The organism is Sphingomonas sp. BK580 (assembly GCF_014194975.1).
Lineage (GTDB): Bacteria > Pseudomonadota > Alphaproteobacteria > Sphingomonadales > Sphingomonadaceae > Sphingomonas.
On the sequence record NZ_JACIAY010000007.1, the window covers coordinates 201,988 to 216,338 of the forward strand.

At 72.4% G+C, this 14,351-nt stretch carries 14 protein-coding genes; 4 read left to right on the plus strand and 10 right to left on the minus strand.

Going from position 1 to position 14,351, the window contains the following annotated elements; all coding sequences use genetic code 11:
• The first annotated feature begins 106 nt into the window (after positions 1 to 106).
• Positions 107 to 889: a glutamate racemase gene (gene murI / locus FHY05_RS14135; protein WP_183945086.1), complete on the plus strand. Its 783-nt coding sequence runs from the start codon at positions 107 to 109 to the stop codon at positions 887 to 889.
• A gap of 421 nt (positions 890 to 1,310) precedes the next feature.
• Positions 1,311 to 2,555, plus strand: coding sequence for a 5-aminolevulinate synthase (gene hemA / locus FHY05_RS14140; protein WP_183945087.1), 1,245 nt, complete (start codon positions 1,311 to 1,313; stop codon positions 2,553 to 2,555).
• A gap of 410 nt (positions 2,556 to 2,965) precedes the next feature.
• Here the strand turns inward: hemA and FHY05_RS14145 are convergent, their stop codons facing one another.
• Both FHY05_RS14145 and FHY05_RS14150 read right to left on the minus strand, forming a co-directional pair.
• Positions 2,966 to 4,129 (minus strand): NAD(P)/FAD-dependent oxidoreductase, encoded by a 1,164-nt coding sequence (locus tag FHY05_RS14145; protein ID WP_183945143.1) that lies wholly within the window; start codon positions 4,127 to 4,129, stop codon positions 2,966 to 2,968.
• A gap of 156 nt (positions 4,130 to 4,285) precedes the next feature.
• Positions 4,286 to 7,714 carry an amidohydrolase family protein gene (locus FHY05_RS14150; RefSeq protein ID WP_183945088.1) on the minus strand — a complete coding sequence of 1,143 codons (3,429 nt, stop codon included), beginning with the start codon at positions 7,712 to 7,714 and terminating at the stop codon, positions 4,286 to 4,288.
• Between the two features lie 159 nt (positions 7,715 to 7,873).
• Between FHY05_RS14150 and FHY05_RS14155 the strand changes: the two genes are divergently transcribed.
• Positions 7,874 to 8,617, plus strand: a complete 744-nt coding sequence (locus tag FHY05_RS14155; RefSeq protein WP_183945089.1) for a Crp/Fnr family transcriptional regulator — start codon at positions 7,874 to 7,876, stop codon at positions 8,615 to 8,617.
• A 36-nt stretch (positions 8,618 to 8,653) separates the two neighbouring features.
• Here FHY05_RS14155 and FHY05_RS14160 read toward each other — a convergent pair whose 3' ends face one another.
• From FHY05_RS14160 to crcB, 5 genes are all read right to left on the minus strand, one after another.
• Positions 8,654 to 9,292 (minus strand): trimeric intracellular cation channel family protein, encoded by a 639-nt coding sequence (locus FHY05_RS14160; protein WP_183945090.1) that lies wholly within the window; start codon positions 9,290 to 9,292, stop codon positions 8,654 to 8,656.
• Positions 9,293 to 9,299: 7 nt separating this feature from the next.
• Positions 9,300 to 9,683 (minus strand): PaaI family thioesterase, encoded by a 384-nt coding sequence (locus tag FHY05_RS14165; protein WP_183945091.1) that lies wholly within the window; start codon positions 9,681 to 9,683, stop codon positions 9,300 to 9,302.
• Positions 9,680 to 10,129, minus strand: coding sequence for a PaaI family thioesterase (locus FHY05_RS14170; protein ID WP_183945092.1), 450 nt, complete (start codon positions 10,127 to 10,129; stop codon positions 9,680 to 9,682). Before FHY05_RS14170 ends, FHY05_RS14165 begins: the two co-directional genes overlap by 4 nt.
• 178 nt (positions 10,130 to 10,307) lie before the next feature.
• A complete protein-coding gene (locus FHY05_RS14175; protein WP_183945093.1) occupies positions 10,308 to 11,438 on the minus strand; it encodes an RluA family pseudouridine synthase in 1,131 nt (376 codons plus the stop codon).
• Complete coding sequence (crcB, locus tag FHY05_RS14180) at positions 11,435 to 11,809, minus strand: fluoride efflux transporter CrcB (protein WP_183945094.1); 375 nt, start codon at positions 11,807 to 11,809, stop codon at positions 11,435 to 11,437. The genes FHY05_RS14175 and crcB overlap by 4 nt, the downstream gene beginning before the upstream one ends.
• Before the next feature lie 485 nt (positions 11,810 to 12,294).
• Here crcB and FHY05_RS14185 point away from each other — a divergent pair, with 485 nt between their 5' ends.
• A complete protein-coding gene (locus FHY05_RS14185; RefSeq protein WP_183945095.1) occupies positions 12,295 to 12,516 on the plus strand; it encodes a hypothetical protein in 222 nt (73 codons plus the stop codon).
• Between the two features lie 64 nt (positions 12,517 to 12,580).
• Here FHY05_RS14185 and FHY05_RS14190 read toward each other — a convergent pair whose 3' ends face one another.
• From FHY05_RS14190 to FHY05_RS14200, 3 genes are all read right to left on the minus strand, one after another.
• Entirely contained in the window at positions 12,581 to 13,147 is a 567-nt protein-coding gene (locus FHY05_RS14190) for a glycine zipper 2TM domain-containing protein (RefSeq protein WP_183945096.1), read from the minus strand.
• Between the two features lie 94 nt (positions 13,148 to 13,241).
• Complete coding sequence (locus FHY05_RS14195) at positions 13,242 to 13,670, minus strand: OsmC family protein (protein WP_183945097.1); 429 nt, start codon at positions 13,668 to 13,670, stop codon at positions 13,242 to 13,244.
• Positions 13,671 to 13,777: 107 nt separating this feature from the next.
• Positions 13,778 to 14,083 (minus strand): glycine zipper 2TM domain-containing protein, encoded by a 306-nt coding sequence (locus FHY05_RS14200; RefSeq protein WP_183945098.1) that lies wholly within the window; start codon positions 14,081 to 14,083, stop codon positions 13,778 to 13,780.
• Positions 14,084 to 14,351 lie beyond the last annotated feature (268 nt).

Below are 14,351 nucleotides of genomic sequence, written 5' to 3' on the forward strand. Positions count from 1 at the left end.
TCCGGTCCCCCATGCCGCCCCTCTCTAACCGAAACATTTCGGGTACGCTACCGCCCGGCGCGGCCGACGTTGCCGGCATCGGCGAGAGGCCGTAAGCGCGCGGGCGATGAGCGACACGCGGCCGATCCTGTTCTTCGACTCGGGCGTGGGCGGGCTCTCGGTGGTGGCGCCGACGCGCGCGCTGCTGCCGCACGCGCCGATCGTCTACGCCGCCGACTCGGCGGGCTTCCCCTATGGCACACGGGGCGAGAGCGAGATCGCGGCGCGCGTGCCCGCGCTGCTGGGGCGGCTGGTCGAGCGCTATCGCCCGCGGCTGGCGGTGATCGCGTGCAACACCGCCTCGACGATCGCGCTGCCCGCGGTGCGCGCCGCGCTCGACGTCCCCGTGGTCGGCACCGTGCCCGCGATCAAGCCGGCGGCGGCGATGAGCGCCACGCGCGTGATCGGGGTACTCGGCACCGAGGCGACGGTGCGTCAGCCCTATGTCGACGACCTCGCCGCGCGGTTCGCCGGCGACTGCCGGGTGCTGCGCCACGGCTCCGCCGCGCTGGTCGAGCTGGCCGAGGCCAAGCTGGCGGGCGAGGCAGTCGATCCCGCCGCGGTCGCCAGCGCGCTGGCGGGGCTGCTGGACCAGCCCGGCGGCGAGCGGATCGACGTGGTGGTCAACGCCTGCACGCACTTCCCGCTGCTCGCCGAGGAGCTCGCCGCGGCGGCGCCTCCGGGCGTGCGCTTCGTCGACGGCGGCCCGGGTATCGCGCGGCGGATCGAGTCGCTCACCGCGGGGCAGGTTTGGGCGGCGGCGCCGGACGTGCTGGTGTTCACCCGGCTCGGCGAGCACGAACGACGCGTCGCGGCGGGACTGGCGTTCGCGCGGGTGGAAGCGCTGTAGTGGGGGCTATGGGGCGGCATAAGTGCTGACCGGCTCGGCTGCGGCTCCCTTCCCGCGTCTGTTACCGTATACCCGGGCTGCGCCTGAGCCGTCCTGCCATGCCCCTGCCCCCCCCTTCCGTCATTCCCGCGAAGGCGGGAACCCAGACGCGCGGGCCTGGCGACTTGAGCCGCGCCGTCAGCGTGTCTGGATCCCCGCCTGCGCGGGGATGACGGAGTGAGGACGGGGAGACGAACGGCGACGACGGAGAGACGCGGACACCGAGCGCCATGACGTCCGGCGCCGCGCCGCACCGCCCTTCCCCGCCATCATTTCCCTCTTGACCCGCGACCGGGGTGGGACAATTTGTCCAAGCGCTCGATCAGACAAAGCGGCCTTATCCGCTGGCCATCGGGGGCGGAGGGGAGTAATCGCGGGCGCCATGATCAGCGACAGCAGAGAGGCGCGCGGCGTCGACTACTCGCGCGTGTTCACGCAGGCGATTGATCGACTCCATGCCGAGGGGCGCTACCGCGTCTTCATCGATATCCTGCGCAACAAGGGCATGTTCCCCAACGCGCGCTGCTTCGCCGGGCACAACGGGCCGAAGCCGATCACGGTCTGGTGCTCCAACGACTATCTCGCGATGGGCCAGCATCCCAAGGTGATCGCGGCGATGGAGGAAGCGCTCCACGACGTCGGCGCGGGCTCGGGCGGCACGCGCAACATCGGCGGCAACACCCACTATCACATCGACCTCGAGCACGAGCTCGCCGACCTGCACGGCAAGGAGGCGGCGCTGCTGTTCACCAGCGGTTATGTCTCGAACGAGGCGACGCTGTCGACGCTGGCCAAGGTACTGCCCGGCTGCATCATCTACTCGGACGAGCTCAACCACGCCTCGATGATCGCGGGCATCCGCAACGCCGGCTGCGAGAAGCGCGTGTTCCGCCACAACGATCTCGCGCATCTGGAAGAGCTGCTCGCCGCCGACGATCCCGCCGCGCCCAAGCTGATCGCGTTCGAGAGCGTCTACTCGATGGAGGGCGACGTCGCTCCCGTGGGCGCGATCTGCGACCTGGCCGACAAGTATAACGCGCTGACCTACCTGGATGAGGTCCACGCCGTCGGGATGTACGGCCCGCGCGGCGGCGGGATCAGCGAGCGCGACGGCGTGGCCGAGCGGCTGACGATCATCGAGGGCACGCTCGGCAAGGCGTTCGGCGTGATGGGCGGCTATATCGCCGCCGACCGCACGATCGTCGACGTGATCCGCAGCTACGCCCCGGGCTTCATCTTCACCACCTCGCTGTCGCCGGTGCTGGTCGCGGGCGTGCTGGCGAGCGTGCGCCACCTCAAGGCGTCGAGCGCCGAGCGCGACGGCCAGCAGGCCGCCGCCGCGACGCTCAAGGCGATGCTGCGCGAGGCCGGGCTGCCGGTCATGCTGGGCGAGACGCACATCGTGCCGGTGATGGTGGGCGATCCGGTCAAGGCCAAGAAGATCAGCGACATCCTGCTCGCCGAGTACGGCGTGTACGTGCAGCCGATCAACTACCCGACGGTGCCGCGCGGCACCGAGCGGCTGCGCTTCACCCCCGGCCCGGCGCACGACGAGGCGATGATGCGCGAGCTGACCGCCGCGCTGGTGGAGATCTGGGACCGGCTGGAGCTGCGCCTGGCGGCGTGAACGTCGGCGGGGGGGCGCTTCTGTCCCTGCCTAGCACCGTCGTTGCCTGCGGGCGCGCTGGCTTCTTCCGTCATCCCCGCGGAGGGGCGGATGCAGACGCGCTGACGCCCGCGGGTAAGCGGCGCGAGCGCGGGCGCGTCTTCCCCTTCCGTCATCCCCGCGGAGGCGGGGATCCAGACGCGCTGGCGCCCGCGGGTAAGCGGCGCGAGCGCGGGCGCGTCTTCCCCTTCCGTCATCCCCGCGAAGGCGGGGATCCAGACGCGCTGGCGCCCGCGGGTAAGCCGCGCGCCTGCGGCACCACCGTGGCCGCTCGACGAAGCGTACGCGACGGAGCCGCTACCTCAGCGTGTCTGGGTCCCCGCCTCCGCGGGGATGACGAGGGCGGTGGTGCGCCGACGCCCTCGCCCCGCTCACACCGCCTGCCCGGCCGCGTAACCGCTGGCCCACGCCCACTGGAAATTATACCCGCCGAGCCAGCCGGTGACGTCCACCGCCTCGCCGACCGCGTACAGCCCCGGTACCTTGCGCGACTCCATGCTCTTGGACGACAGCTCGGCGGTAGAGATGCCGCCGACGGTCACCTCGGCCTTGGCGAAGCCCTCGCTGCCGTCGGGGTGGAAGCGCCAGTCCGCCAGCCGCCGCTCCGCCTCGGCGAGCGCGCGGTCGCTCGCCGCGCCCAGCTCGCCCAGCCCGAGCCGCTCCGCCAGCGCCTCGGCGAGCCGCGCCGGCAGCCCCAGCGCGCCCGCCAGCGTCGCGCGCGGACGCGCGCGCTTGGCCTCGACCAGCCAGCCCGGCGCGGCGTCGGGGCGGAAGTCGATCGCGACGTCCTCGCCGCGGCGCCAGTAGCTCGACACCTGGAGGATCGCCGGTCCCGACAGGCCGCGGTGCGTGAACAGCGCCGCCTCGGCGAAGCGCGCCTTGCCGACGCGCGCCTCCACCGCCGTGGCGACGCCCGACAGCGCGCGGAACAGCGCCTCGCTGCCGGGCAGCGTCAGCGGCACCAGCGCGGGACGCGGCTCGACCACCTTGAGCCCGAAGCGGCGCGCGATGTCATAGGCCACGCCGGTCGCGCCGAGCTTGGGGATGGAGGGGCCGCCCGTCGCCACCACCAGCGCGGGCGCGCGATAGGTACGCGCGCCGTGCGTGACGGTGAAGCGCGCGTCGGCGTGCTCGATCGCGCCGAGCGGGGCGCCGAGCCGCACCGCGACGCCGCCCGCCTCGCATTCGCCGAGCAGCAGCTCGACGATCTGGCGCGCGCTGCCGTCGCAGAACAGCTGGCCCAGCGTCTTCTCGTGCCAGGCGATGCCGTGCCGCTCGACCAGCGCGAGGAAGTCCTGCGCGGTGTAGCGGCCCAGCGCCGACTTGGCGAAATGCGGGTTGGCGGAGAGGTAGCGGTCGGCGGTGGCGTGCAGGTTGGTGAAGTTGCAGCGACCGCCGCCGGAGATCAGGATCTTCTTGCCCGGCGCGTCGGCGTGGTCGAGCACGACGACGCGGCGCCCGCGCTGCCCCGCCACCGCCGCCGCCATCAGCCCGGCGCCGCCCGCGCCGAGCACGATCGCGTCATGGTCTTCCATGCGCGCGCCGTGACATAGCCGGACGGGATGCGCCAGTCGGCGATGCTGTCGCTCGGGCGCGGCGAGAAACGTGACCTCTTCTTCCGTCATCCCCGACGTGGTCGGGGATCACGGAAGTGAACGGACGCGAGCCGTCGGCAGACCGCGCCGCGTCGCTCAGTCCACGTCGCCGAAGCCGTGCCCGATCGTCGGCCGGCCCGCCGCGCCGCTCGCGTCGCCCGCGCGCTCCCACCAATAGGGCTGGCGCCTGCGCGTGCCGGTGGCGACCTCGTTGAGCGTGGCGGCGTCGTACAGCCGGCCGCCGAGCATCACCTGCGCCACCTTGTCGCTGTTGCGGATGTCCGCGGTGGGGTCGGCGTCGAGCACCACCAGGTCGGCGAGCTTGCCCGGCTCGAGCGAGCCGACGTCCTTGGCGTAGCCGAGCGACGTCGCCGCGGCGATCGTCCCCGCGCGCAGCGCCTCGATCGGCGTCATGCCGCCGCGCACGAAACTCCACAGCTCCCAGTGCGCGCCCAGCCCCGGCTGCTGGCCGTGCGCGCCGATCGCGACGGGCACGCCCTTCGCCGCGAGCTTCCTGGCCTCGCGCGCGGTGACGCCGTCGACATAGTCGCTCTCGGGCGCGATCACGCGACGCGCGTTCTGCGCGGCGAGCAGCGCGGGCGGCGCGTGGCGCGACAGCAGCGGGTGGCGCCACACGTCCATGTGCGCGCGCCAGTAGGGATCGCCCGCCGGCCCGCCATAGGCCACCACCAATGTCGGCGTGTAGCCCACCTTGGTCTGCGACCAGAGCTGCACCACGTCGCCGTAGAAGGTCTCGAGCGGGACGTTGTGCTCGACCGTCGCGTTGCCGTCCTGCACCAAGGTCATGTCGAGCGTGAACAGCGAGCCGCCCTCGGGCACCACCTCCATGTTCTCGGCCTGGGCGGCAGCGACGACCATCTGGCGCTGCTCGCGGCGCGGCTGGTTGTAGTTCTTGACGCTGTGCGCCCCCACCGCCTTGAGCCGGCGCACCACCGCCAGCGCGTCGTCGTAATCGTCGATCTGCGCGTAGACGTCGGGCGACCTGGCGCCGTAGATCACCTCGCCGGTGGAGAAGGTGCGCGGTGCGAGCACCAGCCCGGCCTGCTGCATCTCGGCCGCCGGGAAGATCTCGGCCGAGCGCGACGAGGGATCGTGGATCGTCGTCGTGCCGAGCGCGAGATTGGCCATCGCCGACCAGTTCTGCTGCGGCACCAGCTCGTCGTCGCCTTGCGGGCCGTGCGCGTGCGCGTCGACCAGCCCGGGGATGATCGTCTTGCCGCTGACGTCGACCGTCCGCGCGCCCGCCGGGATCTGGACCGACGCGCGCGGGCCGACCGCGACGATGCGGTCGCCGCGGATCAGCACGGTGGCGTCGTCGACGATGCCGCCGTCCGCCGCCGCCATGGTGACCACGCGCGCGCCGGTGAGCGCCACCGTGCCGGTCGGCTTGGCGGCGTCCACCTCCATCGACAGCGACACGCCGGTGCGCGGCGGAGTGAAGGAGGCGCCCTTCGCGCCCTCGTCCGCCGGCGCGGCGCGGAACAGCTGCGCGGTTTGCGCGGTGTAGAGCACCGGCCCAGCGCTCCAGTGGATCTGCGCGCCGCCGTTGGACCAGTGGATGAAGTCGGCGCCGTCCGCGCTGACCCGAGTCGCCGGCAGCGCGCTGCCCTTGGTGTCGACGTCGACCGCCTGCTTGCCCGGCAGCAGCGGCATCACGAACGCCTCGTAGTTCTGGCGGAAGGCGACATAGTCGCCCGCGGGCGAGACCTGATAGTCGTTGACCAGCTCGCCCGCGGCATGGACCCGCTTGTTCTCGCCGGTGAGATCGGTGCTGACGAGCTGGCGCTTGCCGCCGTCGTTGGCGATCATGAAGACGCGGTCGCCGCTCGCGCCGAACTGCGGCTCGGCGGCGTCGCGCGCGACCCGCTCGGGCGCGCCCCCGCTCGTCGCGACGCGGTACACGCCGCTGCCGGGGTTGCCGCGGGGGGAGGTGAGCTCGCCGCCCTGCCCCTGCTCGAACACGATCGTCCGGCCGTCGGGCGAGAAGCGCGGGCGGCGATAGGTGCCCGCCGCGGTGGTGACGGTGCGCGCCGCGCCCCCGCTGGACGAGACGGTGCGGATCTGGCCGAGCGCGTCGTCGCGCCAGCCGACGAAGACGACCTGCTTGCCGTCGCGCGACCAGCTCGGGAACAGTTCGAACCCGTCGTCACCGCGCGTCAGCCGCCTGGCCGCGCCGCCCGCGACCGGCTTGACCCAGAGCTTGCCCAGCGTCTCGAACACCACCTGGCGACCGTCGGGCGAGACCTCGGCCCAGCGCGGCATCCTGGTGGCGAAGCGCGCCGGCGCGACCTCGACCTGGGGATGGACCGAGTCGACCACCACGCGCGTGTCGTCGACGCGGAACGGGATCACGCTCGCCGCGCCGCCGGCGCCGTCCCTCGCCACTGCCACGCGGCGCAGCTTGCCGCCGGCCCAGAACACGATCGCCTCGTCGCGCGGCGTCCACGCCATGTTGGGGTAGACGCCGGTGACCGCCCAGGTCTCCTGCACGTCGCGGTCGAGCGGTCCGTAGATCTTGCGCTCCTCGCCGCTGGCGAGGTCCTTGACCCACAGGGTCGAGACATTGTCGTCGCGGCGCACGAAGGCGATGCGCCTGCCGTCGCGCGACGGCGTCGGCCGCACCGCGCCGCCCGCGCCCGAGACGACCGTCGTCACCTCGCCGCTGTCGAGGTCGTAGCGCTCGATGTCGAACAGGTCGGTGCGCGAGTTCTGCGCGTACTCGAAGATCGGACCGGGCGAGACGTTGCGCGTGTAATAGACGCTCTTGCCGTCGGGCGCGTAGATCGGCTCGCCCAACTCCTTCTGCAGCACCTCGCTGGCGCGCTTGACGAGCTGCACCCCGCCGCCGCCCGACACATGGTAGAGCCACACCTCGCCGGTGCCGAGCGAGCGACCGGTAGTGAAATGCTTCTTCGCGACGATGAAGCGCCCGTCGGGGCTCCACGTCGGCTGGTTGAGCAGGCGGAAGTCCTCCCTGGTGACCTGGCGCTTATCGCTGCCGTCCCGGTTCATCACCCAGATGTTGTCGCCGCCGCCGCGGTCCGAGGTGAAGGCGATGCGGCGCCCGTCGGGCGAGAAGCGCGGCTGGTGCTCGAACGCGAGCCCCGCGGCGATCCGCGTCGGCGTGCCGCCGCTGACGGGCATGGTGTAGATGTCGCCGAGCAGGTCGAACGCGATCGTCTGGCCGTCCGGCGAGACGTCGAGGTTCATCCAGCTGCCCTCGTCGGTGGCGATCCGCACCTCGCGCGTGCGCAGGCCGCGCGGCGCGTTGACGTCCCACTTGGCGGGCTTGGCCTTCTCGCCCACCGGCGCGCCCGCGCGCGGTTGCGGCGGCGGCAGCGGACCGGCCTGGTCGGGCAGCGGCGCGGTCGCCTGGTCTTCCGGCGCCTGGGTCTGCGCCACCGGCGGGTCGTTGGGCGGCGGGCTCACCTGCGCCGCGAGCGGTGCCGAGAGCTGGGCGGCGGCGAGGCAGAGGGCGACGGCGGTGAGAGCGCGATGCGACATTGTGTGAGGATTCCCCTTTCGGCGCCGACGTTAGGGGCTGCGCGGCGTCAGCGAAAGCGTTCCGACGGGCCACAACTTTCATCAATATTTTTAAAGTGCGTCAGAGTCTTCCGCGTTGAAATCGCGCTAGCCTGCGTGTCCTTCTCACGGGGACCATACGTGCTGCACAGCCTGCCTCTACATCGCTTCAACGAGTCGATCGTCCTGCCTGCCGCCGACATCGAGCGGATCCAGGCGATGGGCGAGCCGCCGATGCGGCTGGCACGCCACGCCGTGCTGCGCCGCGAGGGGGAGCCGCCGCGCTTCATCTACCTCTTGATCGAGGGCTGGGTCGCCTCGTCGGTGCTGTTGCCGGGCGGCGACCGCCAGATCACCAAGTTTCATCTGCCCGGCGACCTGCTCGGCACGCCCAGCATGTGCCTGGAGCGCACCGCCGACACGCTGACCGCGCTGACGCCGGCGAGCGTCAGCCGCGTCTCGCTCGCGTCGTTCGGCGAGCTCTTCCAGCGCTCGCCGTCCTTCGCGGCGGCGATGCTGCTGAGCATCCAGCGCGAGCGGGTCGCGCTGATGGACCGGCTCGCCGCGGTCGGCCGCACCCCGGCGCTGGCGCGTGTGTCGGCGCTGCTGCTCGACCTCGCCGAGCGACTCGGCGCGCTGAGCGGCGGCACGATCGACGAGTTCGAGCTGCCCGTGACGCAGGAGCAGATCGGCGATCACCTGGGGCTCACCGCGGTGCACGTCAATCGCGTCTTCCGCCAGCTGGTCGACACCGGGCTGATCCGCCGCAACCGCCAGCGAGTGACCCTGCTCGACCGCCAGCGGCTCCGGTCGGTGTCGGCGCGACAGGAGCGCGAGCCGGCGAAGGACGTGAGCTGGCTGGTGGGCGGCCAGGCGGGGGCGTGAGTCTCTCCTGGTTCCCTCCCGCCCCGCGGCGAGGAGCTAGTCCCGCTCCCCATAGGCCGGCAGCGCCAGCTTCCACCGGATCGCCGCGGCGCGCAGCGCGAAGCCCGCGCTCGCCGCGACGCCCGCCGCCACCACCGGCGGCACGCCGAGCTGGCGCAGTGCGACGTGCAGTCCCGCCGCCAGCGCCGCGGCGGTGACGTACAGCTCGGGGCGCATCAGGATCGAGGGCTCGCCCGCGAGCACGTCGCGGATGATGCCGCCGACGCAACCGGTCACCACTCCCATCAGCGCCGCCGGCACCGGTGGCACGCCGTATCCCAGCGCCTTGGCCGCGCCGTACACCGCATAGGCGGCGAGCCCGACCGCGTCGAACCAGTCGAGCGCGGCGCCGCGCCACCAGCGCTCGGGCGTCGCCCAGATCACCGCCGCCATCACCAGGCACACCGCGGCGACGCGCGCGTCGTGCACCCAGAACACCGGCGCGCCGATCAGCAGGTCGCGCACCGTGCCCCCGCCCACGCCGGTCACCAGCGCGAAGAAGGCCAGCGTCACCGGCGTCTGCGCGCGCCGCGCCGCGGCCAGCGCGCCCGAGGCCGCGAACACCGCGATCCCGGCGACGTCGAGATAGGGCGCGAAGGCCGGCAGCAGCACCGCGGGCTCGAGCGGCGGGGTCATCGCGGGCCTAGTCGCGCTCGATGAGATAGTTCATCCGCGCCGCCGCGATCGGACGGACGCGATCGTCCTGCCACGCCACCGCCTCGACGTTGGCGACGCGCGTGCCCAGACGCGTGATCGTGCCCGCCGCCCGCGTGACGTGATCGCGCCCGCCGCGCATGAAGTCGACGGTGACGTTGATCGGCTTGACGCGCGCGCCGCCCTCCTCCGCCAGCGCGTGGCGCAGCGCGGCGATCGCGGCCACCTCGAGCAGCCCCGAGATCGCGCCGCCCTGGAGGAAGCCCGGCCGGCCGACGACGTCCTCGCCGAAGGGCATGACGATCAGCGGCGCGCCGTCCTCGCCGACCTCGAGCGTCGCGCCGAGCAGCTCGGCATAGGGCGGGAGGGTCACGGCACCACCTTGGGATAGGTGCCGCTCGGCACCATGAACGTGGCCGCGACATGCGCCACCGGGTCGGCGAGGTCGCCGTCGTGCGCGATCCCGCGCGTGAAGGCGATCGAGCGCGCCACGCGCAGGCACTCGGCGCGCCCGATCACGGTCTGGCCGGGGCGCGCCGGGCGGAGGTAGTCGATCCGCAGGTCGAGCGTGGCGTGCGGCGCGAAGGCGGCGATGCGCTGCCACACCGCGATGCTGGTCGCCACGTCCATCAGCGCGATGATCGGGCCCGAGGCGAGCACGCCGCTCTCCTCGTCGCCGATCAGGTCGGGCGAGAAGGGCAGCGCGAGCTCGACCCAGTCGGGCCCGCGATCGTGGTAGCGGATGCCCAGCCGCGCGCTGTGCCCGCCGAAGTTGCGGCTCTGGAGCGCCTTGAGCGCGGCGGCCGGGTCGAGGTCCATGGCCCAGCGTCTACACGCGCGGCGGCGCGGTGCAACCGGGGGGCGTGCTACTCGCCCCCTCCCCTTCAGCGGAGAGGCGGGGGTGGGCCTCGCCGCGAGCGCGCCGCCTGAGGAACCGCCCCGCACCAGCCCCTCCGCTGCGGCTCGCCGCCATCAGCGCACCGCTGCCCAATCTCCCTCACCAGCGCCGGCCGCCGCCCCTGCCCTCCCCGCTTCTGCCCTCGCCGCCCGCGCGCGAGCGCCGCTCGCCGCGGCGCTCCTTGCGCACCGTCTTGGCATGCGCCCGCGCGCGCGCCTTCTTCTCCTCGCGCGTCGGCGGCGCGCGCTCGTCGAGCGGCATCATGTCGCCCGCCATCGCCTCGAAGCCGAGCGAGGCGAGGCTCTCGGCGAAGTGCGACGGCAGCTCGGCGGTGACGTCGATCTCGCCGCCGTCGGGATGGTCGACGCGGAGGCGGCGCGCGTGAAGGTGCATCTTGCGGCTGATCCCGCCGGTGAGGAACGCCGCCGGGCCGCCGTACTTGCCGTCGCCCACGATCGGGTGGCCGATCGCCGCCATATGGACGCGCAGCTGGTGCGTGCGCCCGGTGAAGGGTTGCAGCTCGACCCAGGCGGTGCGGTTGCCGGCGCGCTCGATCACGCGGTAGCGCGTCCGCGCCGGCTGGCCCTCGGCCTCGTCGACGTGCATCTTCTCGCCGCCGGTGCCGGGCTGCTTGGCGATCGGCAGCTCGATCGTGCCGTCGTCGATCGAGGGCACGCCGACGATCAGCGCCCAATAGACCTTCTTCGCGGTGCGCCCCGAGAAGGCCTTGGCGAAGAAGCCCGCGGCGCGCGCGGTGCGCGCCACCAGCAGCGCGCCCGACGTGTCCTTGTCGAGGCGGTGGACCAGCTTGGGCCGACCCTGCGACTCGTCCTGCAAGGCGTCGAGCAGCCCGTCGACGTGCGCGGTGGTCTTGGTGCCGCCCTGCGTGGCGAGGCCGGGGGGTTTGTTGAGCACCAGCGCCTGCGCGTCGCGGTGGATCACCAGCTCGCGCGCGAACGCGATCTCGTCCTCGCTGAGCGGCGCGCGCTGGCGCTCGGGCCTGGCGTCGCTGCGCACCGGCTCGGGCGGGGGCACGCGCAGCACCTGACCGGCCTGGACGCGGTCGCCCGGGCCGACGCGCGCGCCGTCGAGCCGCAGCTGCCCGGTGCGCGCCCATTTGGCGACGGTGGTGAAGCTGGTGCCGTCGAGGTGGCGCTTGCACCAGCGGTCGACGCGGATCCCGTCGTCGTCGAGCGCGACGGTGAACTGGCGGACGCCCTCGGTGCTCATGCCGCCACCCGCACCAGCGCGAGCCCGGCGAACACCGCCGCGATCGCGCCGACCACCGAGACGAACGCGTAGCCGATCGCGCCGAGCGCGGCGCCGCGCTCGATCATCGTCGCGGCGTCGAGCGCGAAGGCGGAGAAGGTGGTGAAGCCGCCGAGCACGCCGACACCGAGCAGCAGCCGCCAGTTCTCGCTCGCGCCGGTGCGCGCGAGCGCGCCGACGAGCAGCCCCATCAGCAGCCCGCCGATCAGGTTGACGGTGAGCGTGCCCCAGGGCCAGTCGGGTCCGAGCGCCGCGGTCATCGCGCGCCCGGTCAGGTAGCGCCCGGCCGTGCCCACCGCGCCGCCCGCCATGACGAGGAAGAGGGAGTTCATCGCGCCGCCCTAGTCGCTTTCGCCGCGGAAGGAAATCGGCGGGCGTGGGAGAACGGTGGCGTCTCCAAAACGTGGAGCGATGGGGAAGACGGAGCGGCGGGATCGTGGCGGCCGAGGTGCTAAGCCGGGGCGCACTGTCGGCGGCGGACGATGGCGACCTCGCTACGGATTGCTCGGCAGTCGACGGATAGAGGTGGCGTCCGTCACCATCGAGAACTGCCGCAGGTTGAGGTCCACCCGACCGCCCCCCAACCGTCATTCCCGCGCAGGCGGGAATCCAGACGCGCTGACGGTCGTGTTAGAGGCGAAACGTCCGCGCGTCTGGATCCCTGCCTTCGCAGGGATGACGGTGGGACGTGGGAGGGGGGCGACGAGAGTCATAGCGATAAGCGTGCGACGGCCGCCCGACGGTGCGTCTCGCGCCAAGGCGGGCCCCTCACCGTCTCACCCTTGCAATACACCTGGTCGCTCGCCATCTTGCCCCCATGCTCAACCTGTTCTCGATCCTGATCGGCCTCGTCGCGCTGCTGCTCGGCATCGTGCCGTTCCTGCCGTTCCTCGCCTGGGGCTATTGGTTCGTCATCCCGATCGCGGTGGTCGGCGCCGCGGTCGGCGCGCTCTCGTCGCGCAACACCGGGCGCAACCTCAACCTCGTGCTGATGCTGATCTTCGGGCTGCGGCTGATGCTCGGCGGCGGGATCATCTGACGCGAGACGGGCCCCGGCATCGCTGCCGGGGCCCGCCCGTACGCATCACTGAACTCAAGAGGCCTCAGCGGCAGACCACCTGGCCGCGGTCGACCTGCTGGCCGAGCAGCGCGCCGCCGCCCGCGCCGATCACGGTGCCGAGCAGGCGCGAGCCGCCGCCCGCGATGATGTTGCCCAGCGCGCCGCCGGCGAGACCGCCGACGATCAGCCCGGTCGTGCCGTCGTTGCGGCGGCAGTAATAACGATTGTCCGAGCCGCGATAGATGCGGTCGTTGCGGCCGAGCGCGCGCGCGCGATAATAGCGACCGTCGCGATAGTAGCGGTCGGCGTAATAGGCGCGCTGCCCGGGCTCGTACCGGTTGTAATCGTAGCGCGCCGAGCGACGCCAGTCGCGCACCCGATCGTTGCGGTCGCGCCGCGCGTCGCGGACGCTGTCACGATACTCGCGGCGCGCGTCATGGACGTCGCGGCGCGAGTCGGCGTCGCGCAGGTCCTCGCGATATTCCTGGCGCGCGTCCCGGATATCGTCGCGATACTCGCGGTTGGCGCGGCGCGGGTCCTGCGGCGCGGCCGCGGCGGGGACGCTGGCCAAGGTAGTGGCGGCGAGCGCGGCGGCGAGGATGATACGCATCACTGATCTCCCTACAGAGTGATGTCGCATGAACGGCGCCGCCGCGCCCCGGTTGCGTGAACGGGAAACTACCTCTTGTTCACTTCAGAGACACTTACGACTCCAACTTGTGCGTCAGCGTCACTTCCGCGTTCAACACTTTGGAAACGGGGCAATTTGCTTTGGCATCCTGGGCGATGCGCTCGAACTCGTCGGGCGCGATGCCCGGGATCTTGGCGGTGAGGTCGAGCTTGGACGAGGTGATGGTGAAGCCGTCGCCGTCCTTGTCGACGGTGACCCGCGCGCTCGTCTCGAGCGTGCCGTCGCTGTAGCCCGCGCCGGCGAGCGCGAAGCTCAGCGCCATGGTGAAGCAGCTGGCGTGCGCCGCCGCGATCAGTTCCTCGGGATTGGTGCCGGGCTCGTCGCCGAAGCGCGTGCCGAAGCCATAGGGTTGCTCGTCGAGCGCCTTGGACTGGGTCGAGGTCCAGCCCTTCCCCTCCTTGCCGAGACCTTCGTAGCGTGCCGAACCACCGCGCGTGGGCATGAGTCACTCTCCCGCTGGGACCTAAAAGAGAAAAGGCGCGGCCCGCACTCGCGGACCGCGCCTCCTCCAACGTCGGTCAGGCCGAAAGGCTCAACCGCGCATCGGTCTCAGCGGCACTGGCGCTTGCCGCTGCGCTCGATCTCGCGGCCGGCGAGCGCGCCGCCGACGCCGCCCAGCACGGTGCCGAGCGTGCGGTCGCCGCGCGAGTCGATGGTGCGGCCGAGCAGACCGCCCGCGACCGCGCCGACGACCAGGCCGGTGGTGCCGTCGGGCTTGCGGCAGCGCAGGCGACCGTCGTTGCCGCGCCACTCGCGATACTTGTACCGGCGCTGCGCGTCGGCATCGACGGTGGCGGCGACGAGCGTCGGCGCGACCATCGCAGCGGCACCGAAGGCCAGCATCAGCTTACGCATGACTTCATTCTCCCGTTCGAAATTCATGTTGGCGACGTAACGTGTCGCTTCTAGCGCGGTTGCATGAACCGGGAACAACGTGGCGTTCATGGTGTTGCACGCGTCCCGTGGCGGGGCGGCGGAGCCTGCGGCGCGGAAGAGGAAGGTTCAAGCGACCATCGCCCGCTCCAGCGTCGTGCTGACCTGATCTCGGGAATCACGGTGCCGCGCACCCGCACGCCGCCGCGCCTGCGGGCCGTGGATCCTGATACGAGGTCGGGATGACGGC